The sequence below is a fragment of the Pseudomonas sp. 05N431 genome (assembly GCF_056397005.1).
The window spans coordinates 85,724-104,143 of sequence record NZ_JBFTMN010000002.1; the positions used below are offsets into that span (position 1 = coordinate 85,724).

15 protein-coding genes are annotated in these 18,420 nt (G+C 59.6%); 11 read left to right on the forward strand and 4 right to left on the reverse strand.

Annotated features, from left to right (window positions below; all coding sequences use genetic code 11):
* Position 1 precedes the first annotated feature (1 nt).
* The 3 genes from gacA to AC1DIG_RS03415 all read right to left on the reverse strand — a co-directional run bounded on the left by gacA (position 2) and on the right by AC1DIG_RS03415 (position 1,982).
* Positions 2-643: a response regulator transcription factor GacA gene (gene gacA / locus AC1DIG_RS03405; protein ID WP_019690936.1), complete on the reverse strand. Its 642-nt coding sequence runs from the start codon at positions 641-643 to the stop codon at positions 2-4.
* Positions 644-779: 136 nt separating this feature from the next.
* Positions 780-1,214 (reverse strand): GNAT family N-acetyltransferase, encoded by a 435-nt coding sequence (locus tag AC1DIG_RS03410; RefSeq protein ID WP_477766147.1) that lies wholly within the window; start codon positions 1,212-1,214, stop codon positions 780-782.
* A 9-nt stretch (positions 1,215-1,223) separates the two neighbouring features.
* On the reverse strand, positions 1,224-1,982 hold the full coding sequence (locus tag AC1DIG_RS03415) for a carbon-nitrogen hydrolase family protein (protein WP_477766148.1): 759 nt from the start codon (positions 1,980-1,982) through the stop codon (positions 1,224-1,226).
* A gap of 626 nt (positions 1,983-2,608) precedes the next feature.
* Here AC1DIG_RS03415 and AC1DIG_RS03420 point away from each other — a divergent pair.
* Positions 2,609-3,700, forward strand: coding sequence for a 3-deoxy-7-phosphoheptulonate synthase (locus tag AC1DIG_RS03420; protein WP_477766149.1), 1,092 nt, complete (start codon positions 2,609-2,611; stop codon positions 3,698-3,700).
* Positions 3,701-3,783: 83 nt separating this feature from the next.
* Here AC1DIG_RS03420 and AC1DIG_RS03425 read toward each other — a convergent pair whose 3' ends face one another.
* Positions 3,784-4,908: a hypothetical protein gene (locus AC1DIG_RS03425; protein WP_477766150.1), complete on the reverse strand. Its 1,125-nt coding sequence runs from the start codon at positions 4,906-4,908 to the stop codon at positions 3,784-3,786.
* Between the two features lie 343 nt (positions 4,909-5,251).
* Here AC1DIG_RS03425 and AC1DIG_RS03430 point away from each other — a divergent pair, with 343 nt between their 5' ends.
* From AC1DIG_RS03430 to AC1DIG_RS03475, 10 genes are all read left to right on the forward strand, one after another.
* Complete coding sequence (locus AC1DIG_RS03430; protein WP_477766151.1) at positions 5,252-6,133, forward strand: esterase/lipase family protein; 882 nt, start codon at positions 5,252-5,254, stop codon at positions 6,131-6,133.
* Positions 6,134-6,264: 131 nt separating this feature from the next.
* Positions 6,265-6,546: a peptidylprolyl isomerase gene (locus AC1DIG_RS03435; RefSeq protein ID WP_019690941.1), complete on the forward strand. Its 282-nt coding sequence runs from the start codon at positions 6,265-6,267 to the stop codon at positions 6,544-6,546.
* A gap of 137 nt (positions 6,547-6,683) precedes the next feature.
* Positions 6,684-8,552, forward strand: coding sequence for an extracellular solute-binding protein (locus tag AC1DIG_RS03440; RefSeq protein ID WP_477766152.1), 1,869 nt, complete (start codon positions 6,684-6,686; stop codon positions 8,550-8,552).
* Positions 8,552-9,610 carry a microcin C ABC transporter permease YejB gene (locus tag AC1DIG_RS03445; RefSeq protein ID WP_477766153.1) on the forward strand — a complete coding sequence of 353 codons (1,059 nt, stop codon included), beginning with the start codon at positions 8,552-8,554 and terminating at the stop codon, positions 9,608-9,610. The genes AC1DIG_RS03440 and AC1DIG_RS03445 overlap by 1 nt, the downstream gene beginning before the upstream one ends.
* Entirely contained in the window at positions 9,610-10,632 is a 1,023-nt protein-coding gene (locus AC1DIG_RS03450; protein ID WP_477766154.1) for an ABC transporter permease, read from the forward strand. Before AC1DIG_RS03445 ends, AC1DIG_RS03450 begins: the two co-directional genes overlap by 1 nt.
* A 27-nt stretch (positions 10,633-10,659) precedes the next feature.
* The gene (locus AC1DIG_RS03455; protein WP_477766155.1) at positions 10,660-12,240 is read left to right on the forward strand and encodes an ABC transporter ATP-binding protein; all 1,581 of its coding nucleotides are present in this window, start codon (positions 10,660-10,662) and stop codon (positions 12,238-12,240) included.
* A 145-nt stretch (positions 12,241-12,385) separates the two neighbouring features.
* Positions 12,386-13,801 carry a sigma-54 interaction domain-containing protein gene (locus tag AC1DIG_RS03460; protein WP_477766156.1) on the forward strand — a complete coding sequence of 472 codons (1,416 nt, stop codon included), beginning with the start codon at positions 12,386-12,388 and terminating at the stop codon, positions 13,799-13,801.
* Positions 13,802-14,117: 316 nt separating this feature from the next.
* Positions 14,118-15,509 carry a GntP family permease gene (locus AC1DIG_RS03465; protein ID WP_477766157.1) on the forward strand — a complete coding sequence of 464 codons (1,392 nt, stop codon included), beginning with the start codon at positions 14,118-14,120 and terminating at the stop codon, positions 15,507-15,509.
* A 7-nt stretch (positions 15,510-15,516) separates the two neighbouring features.
* Positions 15,517-16,290, forward strand: a complete 774-nt coding sequence (gene hbdH, locus AC1DIG_RS03470) for a 3-hydroxybutyrate dehydrogenase (protein ID WP_477766158.1) — start codon at positions 15,517-15,519, stop codon at positions 16,288-16,290.
* Positions 16,291-16,434: 144 nt separating this feature from the next.
* Positions 16,435-18,390, forward strand: coding sequence for an acetoacetate--CoA ligase (locus AC1DIG_RS03475; protein ID WP_477766159.1), 1,956 nt, complete (start codon positions 16,435-16,437; stop codon positions 18,388-18,390).
* Positions 18,391-18,420: the final 30 nt, after the last annotated feature.

Here is an 18,420-nt window from a genome sequence, read left to right on the forward strand (position 1 = left end):
GTCAGAGGCTGGCATCGACCATGCCGTGACGAACCGCCAACAGCGTCAACTCAACATCGCTGCTGATCGAAAGCTTCTCGAAAATGCGGTAACGGTAGGTGTTCACGGTTTTTGGCGACAGGCATAGTTTGTCGGAAATGATCTGGACCTTCTGGCAGCCGACAATCATCAGCGCGATCTGGATCTCCCGCTCTGACAGTGCGTCGAAAGGCGAATCATTGCTCGGCTGGAACGATTTTATCGCCAACTGCTGGGCAATTTGCGGACTGATATAACGCTGTCCGGCAAATACCTGGCGAATCGCCTGCACCATTTCATTAAGCCCTGCGCCCTTGGTCAGATAGCCCGCGGCACCTGCCTGTAACAGTCGGGTAGGAAACGGATCTTCCTCGCACACGGTTACGGCGACGACTTTGATGTCCGGGTGGCTGCGCAACAACTTGCGCGTGGCTTCAAGACCGCCGATCCCGGGCATCTTGACGTCCATCAGCACCACATCCGGTTTCAACTCACGCGCTTTAAGCAGGGATTCCTCCCCCGACTCAGCCTGGCCGACTACTTGCAGACCATCGATGTCAGCCAACATTCGTGTAATACCGGTACGAACGAGATCATGGTCATCGACTACTAGCACCCTAATCAAGCAGACACCTCGCGATAATGGTCTTATTGGTTGCCGAACACCTTAGCAAAAAGCATCCGGCAGACCTAGCAGCAAGCGCTATATAAAAAGTTTCAATTCGTCTTGAATAGCTTGAGCTACAGGCTTTGCAGACGTTTCAGCGCAGACATTTACGCTCCATCCTCAGGAAACAGTCGTCCTGCCCGACAATCTCCAGGCCCAAGCGCTGATAAAGCGCTTGGGCGGGATTGTCCTTGAACACCGTCAAACGCAACGCCGGACGTCGCTCTGCACAGGCTTTCGAATACACCTGCTCGAGGGTCCAGGTGCCAACGCCCTGACCGCGAGAGGCCTCGACCACATGCAATTCGCGAATGTACAGGGCCTTCGAGTCGCGGCTCAGACTGGTAAAACCCAGCACCGATGCATTTTGGCAAATCAGCCAGTTTTCCCGACCCGCCCAGGACACATCGAACGCCTCGTCGATCCACGGCAGGTCATGCCGAATGTAGTAGCCAAGCATGGTTTGGCAGGTCAACGCTCGCGCAAACGGCAAATGCTCCGTCGAGGCCAGTCGCAGCTCAAAATCCATCTGCCCTCCTCATACACTGGCCACGGGTAAAACCTCGCCGCTCCACTCACCGCTATTTCGGCGGGCAATCACCAGTAAATCCCCGGTTCCCGGGGCAGCGTTGATCAGCGAACCGTCCGTCGCCCAAATTGCGCTGCGCCCTGCCGACTCCCAGCCGCCCGTTGCACCGCCATGATTGGCCATCAACACCACCATCGAGTGCTCGCTGGCATAACCTTGCAGCAATGCGGTGTCCGGGGCATAGCCACCTTCGGTAATCAGCACGCCGGCGGCGTAGAGGTTTGCCCCCTTGTCAGCAGCCGCAGCGGCATGACTGGCATGCGAAAAGTCCGCACACACCGCCAACGCGATCGTATCGTCACCCATCGTCAGCAACGAACCGCCCGAGCCCGGTGCAAACGCCACCTCCTCGCCCGAATGCAGATGCTGCTTGCTGTAGACCCCCAGCGAACCATCGGCAGCCAGTACCAGCGCGCCAATCAGTACCGGTGCATCGGCCGACAGACGAATCGGCATTCCAACGACGGTGGTGACACCCAACTCTCGAGCCAAATCCCGCAGTGGCTGCAAGACCGCTGCATCCGGTGCGATCGCCAGTTCCGCCGCCAATCCGCGCTCATACCCTGTGAGTGATAACTCGGGGAACACCAACAGTTGCACGCCCTGCCCGGCTGCGACCTGGATGAAGTGCTGGTGCCGGGCAATATTGGCGCGAAGATCCCCGGCAATCGAGATCGATTGCGCGGCGGCGATGGTCAGTGTCGTCATCTGCGTTGTCCTTGATGAATGTCCGCGAGCAATCACGAAGTGTGGCACAAAGCTTCGCCGTGCTTAAGCCATAGAAATTCACCTGCGAGCCGATAGCATTTACTGATTGAATCTGCACGCCCGCCTCTAGTAAGCTCGGCGCATTCATCGGAGACAGACCATGCCGCATACCCCTTCACAGCTTCGTATCGCCAGCGCCCCGCGCTCGGTTGCGGCTGCACGGGTGAATGGCGTCTGCGCACCGGTAAACTTTTATTTTGGGTATTGGTTTAGCCACTGGCGCGCCTGATACCCACACGGCGCCCACTACTCAAGGGGTCGCCTACCAGAGAATTCTCAACCCCCGGTCGGCCTCCCGACCGGGGGTTTTGTTTTTTCAGCCCCACACATTTTTAGCGACATCACTGACTTCAAGGAATCACGACATGAACTACGCCACTTATTACCGTTACGACAGTTTTTCCGCCTGGCGATTTACCAGCCTCCGCTCGGGACAGCCTGCCGCCTCCGATCGGTCACCCACAGGTGGCATGCACACACTCGAAGCCAACCCGGCCAATTGTCGAACACCCCAGTAGGGCCGAGCGCGCGGGACAAAACCCGCCGCCAGCCCAGGAAGCCCGAATATGAACTCGTCCATCTCTGCTTTGCCGCTGTCCACCTTGAGCCCGGCCAATGAAGCGCTGACCCAGCGTTTGCCCAGTTCGCTGCAACTCAAGCACCAATTGCCACTCACTCACGCACTGACCCAACAGGTCGCTGCCCACCGCGAAGCGGTCCGCGCGATTCTCAACGGTGAAGACTCCCGTCTGCTGGTCGTCGTCGGCCCTTGCTCGATTCACGATCCGCAATCCGCCCTCGAATACGCAGGCAAGCTCGCCCGGCTTGCGGCCGACGTCAGCGATGAAATGCTCGTGGTGATGCGCGCCTACATCGAAAAGCCTCGCACCACGGTGGGCTGGAAAGGCCTCGCCTACGACCCGCACCTGGATGGCAGCGACGACATGGTCGGTGGCTTGACCCTCTCCCGCGAATTGATGCGCGAAATGCTTCGCCTCGGTTTGCCAATCGCCACTGAACTGCTGCAACCGATGGCCGCCAGCTACTTCGATGACCTGTTGAGCTGGGTCGCCATCGGCGCGCGCACCACCGAATCACAGATTCACCGTGAGATGGCCAGCGGCCTGAGCATGCCGGTCGGTTTCAAGAACGGCACCGATGGCGGTGTCGGCGTCGCCACCGATGCCATGCGCTCGGCAGCTCATCCGCATCGGCACTTCGGTGTCGACAGCCAGGGGCACCCGGCAATCATTCAGACTCAGGGCAACCCGGATACGCATCTGGTACTGCGCGGCGGGCATCGCGGGCCAAACTATGACGTCCAGAGCGTCGCGCACATACAGGCTGACTTGCAGAAGCTGAAGATTGCCTCGCGGATCATGGTCGATTGCAGTCACGCCAACAGCGGTAAAGACCCGCTACGCCAGCCTGCCGTGTTCAACGAAGTGCTTGAGCAACGCCTGGGCGGCAATCACTCGCTGATCGGCATGATGCTTGAAAGCCATTTGTTCGAGGGCTGCCAACCGTTGAGCAAGACTCTGCGCTATGGGGTGTCGGTGACTGACGGCTGCCTGGGCTGGGAGGCGACCGAGCAGTTGTTGCGCAACGCCAGCCTGCAACTGCGCGGGCCTGGCCACGAAACGAAAGTGAACGTCTGATCGCCCCTGCAACACGAGCGATCACCACCCTGCACTGCCGCTCCCTGTGAATATCCGGAGCGGCAGCATGGCCCAGAGTCTGGCTACAGCGGCAGGTCACCTGAACGAACATACATCTCCAGCACATCCGACGCCTGACTCGTGTCATCGAGGCGCTCGACGCTATAACTCACCCGAACCGTAGAGTCTTGATGCTCTCGCCAAAAGCGGTAAGGCACGATGAAAACTGTCGCTGCATCACCCGAGGCTTCTTTGTTATCGCGATGACTGAAGTTAGCACCGTCGCATTTCAGGTAAACCAGTTCCCCCTGCCCGACATCTGGCTCATCGATCACGACCGTGACACCATCCAGCGCATCTCGCAGGTCCAACTCCCCATCATCAGCCTCCAGCACATCGGGTATCGCGAGCGGTAGCCGCTCGCGGACACCAATCATTATCTGTGTGTGCTCCGAATAACGCTTGGCCTGGCCAGGATGCTCGACAAAGTAACTGAGCGTGACGACTGAACCAGGATTCGGCGTGACGTAGTGCGGATCAACCCAGAACGAGATATCGCTCCCGACAGCAAAGTGTTCAATGCTCAACGAATCACTGAAAGCATGATTCGGCGTGTTGCCTGCCCACGACAAAAACACCGTGTCGCCCACTGCCATTCTGGCGTAGGGGCGAATGGTGACTTTCGTCCCTTCAGCGACCCGCCCGGGAGCAAGCCAGCCGCCTATGGCGTCACCCACCAGCGCCGCAAGCAACTCTTGCCTGACATCTCCCACCTCCAATTGCAGTCGCCGGGATTCAACGGGGCCGCTCAATTCGGCACTGCTCAAGGTGTAATACACCTCAAGTGAGCCGCCATCGAGCGCTGCAATATGGGGGGCACGAACAATGAACACAATTTTCTTGCCAACCTGAGCGTTGCTGACAAAACGCTCTGTCTTGTGAAAATAAGCAGCACCATCAGCATCGATGCCACTCCACGACAGCACGATCCTGTCTCCGCAGGCCATGCCCGGGTAGGGTTCGACGTTGAGCACCGCACGGTTTTGGGAGGGGTCGAGGACACGGTGCTGAAGGAGTCGCGTGTCTTCCTTCCTGGGCGCAATCAAAATCGGCTCAGCAAGCTGGCCGACATGAATGCGCTGCCTCTCGGTGCACTCTGGTACAGCCTTTTTAGAAACGCTATCGCCACACACGGTATCTGTACCCATTCACCTTCTCCTTTCCTTGGAAAAACGCTGCCCGATAGTTTGGAAGCGGCGTTGAATGGATCTATTGGAGCCTAAATGTCAGCCTGTTGATGTCAGCTCTCCCTCTAAAACAAAGAGGCCAATGAGCTGACTCGGGTAGGACGAAAGCCGCTGTTGAGCTTCATCCCCCACATGAAGATGTCGAAATGTTCCGAGCAATGCCTCGTCAATATCTGATCTTTCCCGCCATTTTTATTCCGTTTTCAACTGTTTACAGCGGTTTTTTCGCACAGCGCTCGCCTACCGGCCTGCATTAGAGTGAAGACGTGAACCCTCACTCGAACTACGGAATACAGGTACGCACATGCAACGGAATGCAATCACGCAGCACCCTATCCTGCTGGTCCACGGCCTCTTCGGTTTCGAAAGCATCGGCAAACTGGAACTCTTCCATGGCGTGAAACAGGCACTGAGGAACACTGGCGCACAAGTGTTCATACCCCACCTCTCGGCCGCTCACTGCAATGAGGTCCGTGGCGAGCAACTGCTGACGCAAATCGACCGGGTGCTGGCAGGCACCGGCGCGAGCAAAGTCAATCTGATCGGCCATAGCCAAGGTGCACTGACCGCTCGTTATGCCGCAGCGATAGCGCCCCAAAACGTCGCTTCGGTGACCTCGGTCAGCGGACCGAACCATGGCTCCGAGCTCGCCGACTGCTTGCGCAAGGCATTGACCCCCGGGCACCTGCCAGAACATGCCGCGGTGGCAGTCTCGACACTGTTCGTCGAATTCCTGTCGTTTATCAGTGGCAACCCGAAAATCCCGCAGAACGCCGTCGCCGCCCTCAACGCTTTAACGACTGAAGGCGTCGCGGCCTTCAATGCCAAATACCCTCAAGGCCTGCCGAAGACCTGGGGTGGCAACGGCGAAGAACAGGTCAACGGCGTTCGTTATTACTCCTGGAGTGGCACGTTGCAAGGCAATCTGCTGGATGCAGGGCTGCATGCGCTCGATCCACTGCATGCTTTTTGTCGGGGGTTTTCCAGGTTTTTCACCCGCGAGTCCGAGCAAAATGACGGGATGGTCGGCCGCTACAGCTCGCACCTGGGCACCGTCCTGCGCTCCGATTACCCGATGGACCATCTGGATGCGATCAATCAAACGGCAGGTCTGGTTCGCAAAGGCATCGACCCCATCGAGTTGTATCTGCTGCATGCCGAACGCTTGAAAAGCGTTGGCCTTTAAGCAGGTCTTTTTCGAACAACGGCAAGATGAGGTGAAAACCGGCAATCGATTGACCGAACTTTGACGAGAAATAGGTCACTGAATCCGGTAGGCTCAACACCTTACCTGAACATTGAATGGAGATTTTTCTCATGGCCAAAGCCACTGCCCGCCACATCCTGGTTGCCACAGAAGCCAAGTGCAACGAACTGAAAGCCCAAATCGAAGCCGGCGCTGATTTCGCTGCCATTGCCAAAGCCAACTCCACTTGCCCGTCGAGCCGTGACGGTGGCAACCTCGGTTCGTTCGGTCCAGGCCAGATGGTCAAGGAATTCGACACCGTGGTCTTCAGCGCACCGGTCAATACCGTGCAAGGCCCGGTCAAGACCCAGTTCGGTTACCACCTGCTGGAAGTGACCAGCCGCCAGGACTGATCAATCCGCGATTTGCTCAAACAACGGCCCGCCTTCTGGTGGGCCGTTGCGTTTGTATCGAATGATTATGGCTGGCGAGTCACGCGCCGCTAGCGTACAAATTGTGCTTATCGATCATCCGGCTCTTAAGGCTGACAATGCGACTGGCTTTCCCCTCATTGATCTTCACGGCCCTGGCTTTGCTACTGAGCACTGCAGGCGTGAACGCTGCGCCACAACACGCCTTGACCGTGTATGGCGAACCGGCCAAATACCCTGCCGGCTTCAGTCACTTTGCCTATACCAACCTGCAGGCGCCCAAGGGCGGCAGCATGCGCCGCTCGGCGATTGAAATCGGCCACTTTGACCACGTGCTGCCGTACATCGACAAGGGCATTGGCGTAACTCAGGTAGACGGGATGATTTACTCGCCGCTGGCTCAGCGTTCGCTGGATGAACCTTACACCGTGTACGGGCTGGTGGCCGAGAAAATGGAGCGCGCCGACGATGGCCTGTGGCTGCGTTTCTACCTGAACCCCAAGGCATGCTTCGCCGATGGCACCCCCATCACCGCCGAAGACGTGCGCTACACCTACGACCTGCTGATGACCCAGGGCAGCCTGCGCTATCGCACCCAATTCGCCGACGTCAAAGGCGTCGAAGTCGAGTCGCCGCGCACCATTCGTTTTGACTTCAAGAACAACGAGAACCGCACCCTGGCGCTGGACATCGCGACCTTGCCGGTGTTTCCCGAGCACTGGTGGAAGACCCGTGACTTTGCCAACGGCGGCGGTTATGAAGCACCACTGGGCAGCGGCCCGTACCGCGTCGGCAAGGTTGATTCGGGGCGCAGCATTACCTTCGAGCGCAACGCCGACTGGTGGGGCAAGGACTTGCCTGTCAGCCGTGGCCTGTACAACTTCGACCATTTCAGCATCGAGTACTTCGGCGACACCGACGTCGCTCGTCAGGTCTTGCGCGGCGGCGCCTATGACTACAACCGCGAGTTCTCGGCCACCGCATATTCCATCGGTTACGAAGGACCTGCGCTGAACGACGGCCGCCTGCAAAAAGCTCATCTGGCCAAAGAGGCACCACAACCTTCCCAGGGTTTTGTGTTCAATCTGCAAAAGCCGATGTTCCAGGACCGCCGCGTCCGTCAGGCCCTGGCGATGCTCTGGGATTTCGAGTGGAGTAACCGGCAGATGATGCGCGATATGTACATTCGCCAGCAGAGTTACTTTTCCAATAGCCTGTTGGCGGCCAGGCAACTGCCCGATGCCGGCGAACTGGCGATTCTCGAACCCTTGCGCGGGCAGATTCCGGACGAGGTCTTTACCCAGGTTTTCGAAGCACCGAAGACCGACGGCAGCGGCCTGATCCGTGGCAAGCAATTGCAGGCACTGGCGCTGCTCGAACAAGCCGGCTGGAAACCCGATGGCGATCGACTGGTCAACGCCGAGGGCGAGCCACTGGCGTTTACGTTCCTGATCAGCCAGAACGGCATGGACCGTCTGCTACTGCCGTACAAGCGCAACCTGGCGCAGATCGGGATCAATCTGGACATCCGCCGGATCGACTCGTCGCAGTACGTAAACCGCTTGATGAGTCGTGACTACGACATGATCGTCACCGGCTATCCGGTGACCACCTCGCCAGGGAGTGAACTGTACAACTACTTCGGCTCGGCCGCCGCCACCGACCCCGGCTCCAATAATTACATGGTGCTGAAAAATCCGGCCGTCGATACGCTGATTACCGGTCTGGTCAAAGCTACCACCCAGGCCGACATGCTGCGTTATGCCCACGCACTGGACCGGGTGCTGCAATGGAACTACTACTGGATTCCCAACTATTACCCGCCAGGCTCCTCGACCGTGTGGTGGAACCGTTTCGGCATTCCGGCGATACAAGCGAGCAATGACGAAGCCATCGAGAGCTGGTGGGAAATGAGCACAACTCCGCTGACCAACGAACAGATGGCCGCCGAACGCATCAGCCGTGGCAGACCCGGAGGGCCTCATTGATGCTGGCGTATATAGTTCGACGTTTGCTGCTGATCATTCCGACGCTGGTGATCATTCTGCTGGTCAACTTCGTGATCGTGCAGGCCGCACCGGGTGGCCCGGTCGAGCAGGCCATCGCGCATCTGCAAGGCATCGGTGGTCCAGCCATCGGGGCTTCCGGTGATGCCATCAGCCACGGCTCACGGGCCAGTCGAGGCCTTGATCCACAGCTGATCAAGGACATCGAAAAACAGTACGGCTTCGACAAACCGGCACCGGAACGCCTGTGGCTGATGATCACCAGCTATGCGCGACTGGACTTCGGCAAGAGCTTCTTTCGCGGTGCCACGGTCACCGACCTGATCCTCGAAAAAATGCCGGTGACCATCTCCCTCGGGCTTTGGGCGACACTGATCACCTACCTGGTATCGATTCCGCTGGGCATTCGCAAAGCCGTGCATCACGGTAGCCATTTCGATATCTGGAGCAGCACCGCAATCATTATCGGGTACGCGATGCCGGCGTTCCTGTTTGCGATGTTTCTGATCGTGGTGTTTGCCGGTGGTACGTCGTTGAACTGGTTTCCGGTACGTGGATTGGTCTCGGAAAATTTCGATCAGCTGTCGACACTGGGGAAAGTGGCCGACTACTTCTGGCACCTGGTGCTGCCAGTGACGGCGCTGGTGGTCGGCGGTTTCGCCACCTTGACCATCCTGACCAAGAACTCGTTCCTCAACGAGATCACCCGCCAATACGTGGTCACCGCCCGCGCCAAAGGCCTGAGCGAGCGTCGGGTGCTGTACGGCCACGTGTTTCGCAACGCGATGCTGCTGGTGGTTTCGGGCATTCCCCAAGCGTTGATCGGCGTGTTTTTCGCTGGTTCCCTGTTGATCGAAGTGATCTTCTCCCTCGATGGACTGGGGCGGATGAGTTACGAAGCGGCGGTGTCCCGGGACTACCCGGTGGTGTTCGGCTCGCTGTTCATCTTCACCCTGTTCGGCCTGCTGGTAAAACTCATCGGTGACCTTTGCTACACCCTGGTCGACCCGCGCATCGACTTCGCCGCGAGGAACGCCTGATGCTCAATCTCTCGCCCCTGTCGCGCCGACGCCTGGAGCGCTTCAAGAAAAACCGCCGTGGCTGGTGGTCGCTGTGGCTGTTCATCGGCCTCTTCGTCCTGACCCTCGGCGGCGAACTGATCGCCAACGACAAGCCACTGGTACTCAGTTATCAGGACTCGTTGTACTTCCCGGCGTTCAAACGCTACACCGAGCAAGAGTTCGGCGGACAACTGCCGTTCCAGGCCGATTACCGCAGTGAGTACGTGCAGAAGCTGATCCACAAGGACGGCGGCTGGATGCTCTTCCCGCCGATCCCGTTCAGCGACGACACGCCGAACTACGACCTCAATCAGCCGGCGCCGAGCCCACCGTCGAAGGTCAACTGGCTGGGCACCGATGATCAGGCGCGCGATGTGTTGGCGCGGGTGATCTTCGGCGCCCGGGTGTCGATTTTGTTTGCGCTGGCGTTGACCTTCATCAGCGCGCTGATCGGCATCGCCGCTGGCGCCTTGCAGGGCTACTACGGCGGCTGGGTCGACCTGCTCGGCCAGCGTTTGCAGGAAGTCTGGTCAGGATTGCCGGTGCTTTACCTGCTGATCATCCTGTCGGGTTTCGTCGAGCCGAACTTCTGGTGGCTGCTGGGGATCATGGCACTGTTCTCCTGGCTGGCACTGGTGGACGTGGTGCGCGCCGAGTTCCTTCGCGGGCGCAATCTGGAGTATGTCAAAGCGGCGCGCGCGCTGGGCCTGACCGACCGCAAAGTGATCGTGCGGCACATCCTGCCAAACGCGATGAACGCGACCTTGAGCTACCTGCCGTTCATTCTCACCGGGGCGATCTCGACCCTCACCGCCCTCGACTTCCTCGGCTTCGGCATGCCCGCCGGCAGCGCCTCGCTGGGCGAATTGATCGGTCAGGGCAAACAGAATCTGCAAGCACCGTGGCTCGGGCTGACGGCGTTTTTCACCCTGGCGCTGATTCTTTCCTTACTGGTGTTTATCGGTGAAGCATTGCGCGATGCATTTGATCCGCGCTCTTGAGCCGCGATCTTGAAACGGACATTGAATATGAGTGACAACCTGATCGAAATCCGTGACCTCAACGTGGCCTTCAGTGGTCAGGCTGCGGTGCGCAACCTGTGCCTGGACATCCGCCCCGGCGAATGCCTGGCGCTGGTCGGCGAATCCGGCTCGGGTAAATCGGTGACCGCCCATTCGATCCTGCAACTGGTACCCGATGGCGGCACCGAAACCCGGGGCAGTATTCGCTACCGAGGCCAGGAGCTGGTCGGCGCGGACGTCGGGACGTTGCGAGCCTTGCGCGGCAATCGCATCGCGATGATTTTCCAGGAGCCGATGACCTCTCTCAATCCGTTGCACAGCGTCGAAAAACAGATTGGCGAAACCCTGCTGGTGCACAAGGGACTCGGTGGCAAGGCGGCGCAAAAGCGCACCCTTGAACTGCTCGAACTGGTGGGTATCCAGAAACCCGCAGAGCGCCTGAAAGCCTATCCGCACCAGCTCTCCGGCGGCCAACGGCAACGGGTGATGATCGCCATGGCGCTGGCCTGCGAACCCGAGTTGTTGATCGCCGATGAGCCAACCACCGCACTCGATGTGACGGTACAGCGCAAGATCCTGCTGCTGCTCAAATCACTGCAACAACGCTTGGGCATGTCGCTGCTGTTGATCAGCCACGACCTCAATCTGGTACGCAGTATCGCCCAGCGTGTCTGCGTGATGCGCGGTGGCGAGATCGTCGAACAAGCCGCTTGCGAGACGTTGTTCAACCAACCGCAACATCCCTACAGTCGCCTGCTGCTGAACGCCGAACCGGAAGGCGAAGCCTTGCCTCGTGACGAGCGCGAAGCCGTGCTGGAGGTCAACGACCTCAACGTGCGTTTTCCGCTGGGTGGCGGATTGTTCCAGCGCAAAACCTGGTTGCATGCAGTCGACGGCATCAGCCTGAGCATTCAACGCGGCAAGACGCTGGGCATCGTCGGCGAATCCGGTTCCGGCAAGTCCACCCTCGGTCAGGCGATCCTGCGCCTGCTCGACTCCGAAGGCAGCATCCGTTTTCAGGGCGAGGCGCTCGACAGCCTGAACCAGAAACAGCTGCGGCCTTGGCGCAAGCAGATGCAGGTGGTGTTCCAGGACCCGTTTGGCAGTCTCAGCCCACGAATGTCGGTGGCTCAGATCATCAGCGAAGGGCTGGAAGTTCACAGCCAGTCGAGTGCTGCCGAGCGCGAGGCGCAGGTCATCCAGGTGCTGAAAGAAGTCGGGCTTGACCCGCAAAGCCGTCACCGCTACCCGCACGAATTCTCCGGTGGGCAGCGCCAACGGATCGCCATCGCCCGTGCCCTAGTGCTGAAACCGGCATTGATCCTACTCGACGAACCGACCTCGGCGCTTGATCGCACGGTGCAAAAACAGGTGGTCGCCCTGCTCCGCCAGCTTCAGGAAAAATACGGCTTGACCTACCTGTTCATCAGCCATGACCTGGCGGTGATTCGCGCCCTGGCCCATGACATGATCGTGATCAAGGACGGCAAAGTCGTGGAGCGTGGCGCCAGCCATGAAGTGTTCGCCGCGCCGCAGCACCCCTATACCAAAGAGTTGTTGGCCGCAGCGCATCCTGGCTGGACATAATCACGTACATGTCGTTGGACCGCGTCGCATCCATCGCGAGCAAGCTCGCTCCCACAGGGGCCGGTTAACACCATAGATCCAATGTGGGAGCGAGCTTGCTCGCGATGGGGCCAGCACAGGCATTACACATTCTGGAAGTGAAACCATGAACACCACCGAAAGCCTCAAGGACTACCAACGTGTGCGCATGCTGGCGATCCGCTCGTTGTTCGAGATCATCGAGCAGTCCAGCGAAGGCACGGTGATCGTCGACCGCGATGCGAACATCGTCTGGATGAACGAACGTTATGCCAAGCGCTTTGGCCTGGCGTCCGCCGAAGTGGCGATCGGCAAGGCGTGCGAAAGCGTGATTCCCGGCAGCTTGTTGCGCGAGGTGGTGCGTACCGGTCGGCCCATTCTGCTGGACATGCAGGACACGCCCAAAGAGCCGTTGGTGGTGATGCGCCTGCCGATTCACGATGACGCCGGCGCGGTGATTGGTGCCATCGGGTTTGCGCTGTTCGATGAATTGCGCAGCCTGTCGCCGATGCTCAAGCGCTACCTGAGCATGCAGGAAGAGCTTGCGTCCACACGTTCGCTGCTGCGGGCCCGACAAGCCAAATACACCTTTGCCCACTTCATTGGTACCAGCGCGGCCAGCCTGGAGGTCAAACGCCGCGCCCGACGTAGCGCCAGCACCGAGTCACCGGTCTTGTTGCTGGGTGAAACCGGCACCGGCAAAGAGCTGCTGGCCCAGGCGATTCACGGTGCTTCGCCACGGGCGCACAAAGCCTTCGTCAGCATCAACAGCGCGGCGATCCCCGAAGCGCTGCTCGAAGCCGAATTTTTCGGCACCGCGCCGGGGGCCTTCACCGGCGCTGACCGCAAGGGTCGCTCCGGCAAGCTGCAGATCGCTCAGGGCGGGACCTTGTTTCTCGACGAGATCGGCGACATGCCGCTGCCGTTGCAAAGCAAATTACTGCGGGTGTTGCAGGAAAAAGAATTCGAACCGGTCGGCTCCAACGAAGTGATCCAGAGCGATGTGCGGGTGATCGCCGCGACCTCCACCGACCTCGAAGCGGCGATCAAACGCGGCGAGTTTCGTGCCGACCTGTATTACCGCCTCAACGTGTTGCCGATCCAGGTGCCGCCGCTGCGCGAGCGCCTCGATGACCTGCCGGCCCTGAGCGAAGCAATCCTGGAAGAACTGCGCAGTCAGCATGAGCTCGACAGCCAGGCGCTGGAATTGCTCAGCCAACACGCCTGGCCGGGAAACATCCGCGAACTGCGCAACGTGCTGGAGCGGGCCGCGCTGCTCAGCGATGACCTGATCCTCAATGCTGCAGAAATTCGCGCAGCGATTGGCAGTTTCGTGCCGGTACAGCGCTCCACGCCACCAGCCATTGAAACGCATGCCAATGAGACTTTCAGTGCTGCACGCGAACGCTTCGACCGGCAGTTGATTGAAAGCACGCTCGCGCACTGTGGCGGCAAGGTGATCGAAGCGGCGGCACGGCTGGGGCTTGGGCGTTCCACGCTGTACAAGAAGATGGTCGCATTGGGGATTGCCGAGTCTCAATAAAGAGATATTCATCTCTATTTATAGACATGACTTGAAACCGCATCGCGGCCCTCGCGAGCAAGCTCGCTCCCACACTGAATCGCATTAGACTCATATTTGCGGGTCAACCCCGAACAAATGTGGGAGCGAGCTTGCTCGCGATAGGGCCCTACAGGCCACCACAAGTCTCTAATCTGAGACAAATTATTCCCCCATCAGCGACAAACCAAAAAATATTCATATATTTCAACAAGTTGCTTGAATGGCACGAAACTCGCTAATGCCCTCTCCCACAAAAGATCCACCCCAAAAAAAATAACAATTCAGGAGACACACCATGAGTGTGATCATTGCCTTGGCAGCCCTCGCGCTGCTGATGCTGGCTGCATACCGTGGCTACAGCGTCATTCTCTTCGCTCCGATTGCCGCCCTTGGTGCGGTCCTGCTCACTGACCCCTCTGCCGTTGCGCCCGCCTTCACCGGCGTGTTCATGGAGAAAATGGTCGGGTTCGTCAAACTGTACTTCCCGGTGTTCCTGCTCGGCGCAGTGTTCGGCAAACTGATCGAGTTGTCGGGCTTCTCACGTTCGATCGTCGCCGCAGCGATTCGCCTGCTCGGCACGCGTCAGGCGATGCTGGTGATCGTGCTGGTCTGCGCCCTGCTCACCTACGGCGGCGTGTCGCTGTTCGTCGTGGTATTCGCGGTGTATCCGTTTGCCGCGGAAATGTTCCGTCAGAGCAATATCCCGAAACGGCTGATCCCGGCGACCATCGCTCTCGGCGCCTTTTCCTTCACCATGGACGCCCTGCCCGGCACCCCGCAAATCCAGAACATCATCCCCAGCACTTTCTTCGACACCACCGCCTGGGCGGCGCCGTGGCTGGGTTTGATTGGCACGATTTTCGTCTTTTGCGCCGGCATGCTGTTCCTCCAGCGTCAGCGCAACAAAGCCCAGCGCAACGGTGAAGGCTACGGCACAGTGCTGCGCAACGAGCCGGAAACTGCCGAAGACGTGAAGCTGCCCAATCCGTGGATCGCGCTCTCGCCGTTGCTGCTGGTGGGCATCATGAACCTGCTGTTCACCCACTGGATTCCGCTGTGGTACGGCAAGACCCACAGCCTGAGCCTGCCGGGCATGGCCGCGCCGGTGACCACCGAAATCGCCAAGCTCACCGCCATCTGGGCGGTCCAGGCCGCGTTGCTGGTCGGCATCGTCATGGTGCTGATGTTCGGCTTCCAGGCGATCCGTGGCAAGCTCGCCGAGGGCAGCAGAAGCGCGGTCAGCGGCGCCTTGCTGGCGGCGATGAACACCGCGTCGGAATACGGTTTTGGCGCGGTCATCGCCTCCTTGCCCGGTTTCCTGGTACTGGCCGACTGGCTCAAAAGCATCCCTAACCCACTGGTCAATGAAGCGATCACCGTGACCCTGCTGGCGGGTATCACCGGTTCGGCCTCGGGCGGCATGAGCATCGCCCTCGCGGCGATGGCCAATGACTTCATTGCGGCAGCCCATGCAGCGAACATTCCGCTGGAAGTGCTGCACCGGGTCGCCGCCATGGCCAGTGGCGGCATGGACACCCTGCCGCACAACGGCGCCGTCATTACCTTGCTCGCGGTAACGGGCCTGACCCACCGCGAAGCCTATAAAGACATTTTCTGTATTACGCTGATCAAGACCCTGGCGGTCTTCGTAGTCATCGGTACTTTCTACGCCACCGGCATTGTGTGAGGCATTCATGACAACTCTTTCCGGCAAAACCGCATTGGTCACCGGCTCCACCAGCGGCATCGGTCTGGGCATCGCGCTGAGCCTGGCCAAGGCCGGCGCCAACCTGATCCTCAATGGTTTCGGCGATGCCTCCACCGTCATCGCGCAGGTCCAACAGTTCGGCGGCAAGGTCGGCCATCACCCGGCCGATGTCAGTGACCCCGCGCAAATTGCCGAGATGATCGCCTATGCCGAACGCGAGTTCGGTGGTGTCGATATCCTGGTGAACAACGCGGGCATCCAGCACGTGTCTGCGGTGGAAGACTTCCCCGTGGAGCGTTGGGATTCGATCATTGCGATCAACCTGTCCTCGGTCTTTCACAGCACCCGTTTGAGCCTGCCAGGCATGCGCACCAAGGGTTGGGGACGGATCGTCAACATCGCCTCGGTACACGGCCAGGTCGGCTCGGTGGGCAAGGCTGCCTACGTCGCCGCCAAGCACGGGGTCATCGGTCTGACCAAAGTGGTCGGCCTGGAAACCGCCACCAGCAACGTCACCTGCAACGCCATTTGCCCAGGCTGGGTGCTGACCCCTCTGGTGCAGAAGCAGATCGACGACCGCGCCGCAGCAGGGATTGACCCTCAGCAGGCGCAACATGATTTGCTGGCCGAGAAGCAACCGTCGCTGGAATTCGTGACCCCTTCACAACTGGGTGAACTGGTGCTGTTCCTGTGCAGTGAAGCCGGCAGTCAGGTGCGCGGCGCGGCGTGGAATATTGATGGTGGGTGGCTGGCGCAGTAGCCTTTACTGGTGATGATCGTTCCCTCGCTCTGCGTGGGAATGCCTCAATGGACGCTCCGCGTCCGCTTTTGGGACGCGGAGCGTCCCGGGCTGCATTCCCACGCAGAGCGTGGGAACGATCCGGTTAACAAAAAGAGGCCAATCATGTCAGAAGTTCTTTGGCAACCCAGCGCCGAACGCATCGGCAAGACCCGCATGGATGCCTTCAGGCGCTTCAGCAATCAGCGGTACAACCTGGCACTCGCGGACTACCCCGCTCTGCATCAATGGAGCATCGATCAGCGCGAAGATTTCTGGCAGGCCATCGTCGATTTTTTCGAGATCAACTTTCACCAGCCACCGAGCACGGTGCTGCGTGAGGGCCCGCAGATGCCCAGCGCCGAGTGGTTTCCCGGCGCCACGCTGAACTTCGCCGAACACTTGCTGCGTCGTCGCGATGACGCAACTGCCGTGATTGCCATCGCCGAGAATGGCCACCGTGAAAGCTTGAGTTACCGTGAGCTGGCCGAACACGTCGCCGGTCTGCAAAAGAGCCTGCGCGCCGCCGGTGTTGGTCAGGGTGACCGGGTGGCGGCGTGCATGCCGAACACCTGGCAGACCCTGGTGGGCATGCTCGCGTCCACCAGCCTGGGCGCGATCTGGTCCTGTTCATCACCCGATTTCGGCACGCACGGAGTGGTCGACCGCTTCGGCCAGATCGAACCGAAAGTGCTGATCACCTGCGCCGGTTATCGCTACGCCGGCAAAGAGATCGACCAGACGATCAAGGTCAACGAAATCCTCGAACACCTGCCATCGTTGCAGCAGCTGATCATCGTGCCTTACGCCCGGCCACAGGCCCGCATTGACGATTACAAAACCCAAGCCAACGTTGCGTTGTGGGACAGCTTTTATCGTCCGGGCGGCGAGCCCGGGTTCGTCCTGGTACCCTTCGCGCATCCGCTGTACATTCTCTACTCCAGCGGCACCACCGGCGTGCCGAAATGCATCATCCACAGCGTCGGCGGCGTATTGCTGCAACACGTCAAGGAACACGGTTTGCACGTCGACCTCGGGCCTGACGACCGACTGTTCTACTACACCACCTGTGGCTGGATGATGTGGAACTGGCTGGTCTCGGCATTGGCGGTCGGCAGCAGCGTGGTGCTGTACGACGGCTCACCTTTCCATCCCGGCCCACAACGCTTGATCGACCTGATCGACAGCGAAGCCATCAGCGTCTTCGGCACCAGCCCCAAATACCTGGCGACCCTGGAAAGCAATGACCTCCAGCCACGCCTCAGCCATGACCTGGGCAGCCTGAAAGCCCTGCTCTCGACCGGTTCGGCGCTATCGCCGCAAAGCTACGATTATGTTTATCGCGAGATAAAAAGCGATCTGTGTCTGTCATCGATGTCCGGCGGTACCGACATCATTTCCTGCTTTCTTGCCGGCAACCCGGTCCTGCCGGTCCGCCGTGGCGAGATGCAGTGCAAGGGCCTGGGCATGGCGGTTGAAGTCTGGAATGAGGCCGGTCAACCGGTGATCGGTGAAAAAGGCGAACTGGTCTGCACCCGGCACTTCCCGGCGATGCCGATCGGCCTGTGGAACGACCCGCAGCAGGAAAAACTCCGTGCGTCGTATTTCAGCCAGTTTCCGGGCGTCTGGGCTCAGGGCGACTACGCCGAACAACGGCCCAATGGCAGCTGGCTGATCCACGGGCGCTCTGACGCAGTACTCAACCCCGGCGGCGTACGCATCGGCACCGCGGAAATCTACCGTCAGGTAGAGAAAGTTCATCAGGTACTGGACTCGGTCGCCATCGGCCAGCAATGGCAGGATGACGTGCGCGTGGTGTTGTTCGTGCGCCTGCGTGACGGCGTGACGCTGGACGACAACCTTGAGCAGGAGATTCGCCAGGTCATCCGCGCCAATACCACGCCTCGGCATGTGCCGGCGAAGATCGTGGCGGTGACGGATATACCGCGAACCATCAGCGGCAAGGTTGTCGAGTTGGCGGTCAGAAATGTCGTGCATGGTCGGCCGGTGAAAAACACCGATGCACTGGCCAATCCCGAAGCGTTGGAGCAGTTTCGGGATCGACCGGAGCTGAGGAGCTGATCCGCTCAAGACAGCCCTTCAAGAGGCGAT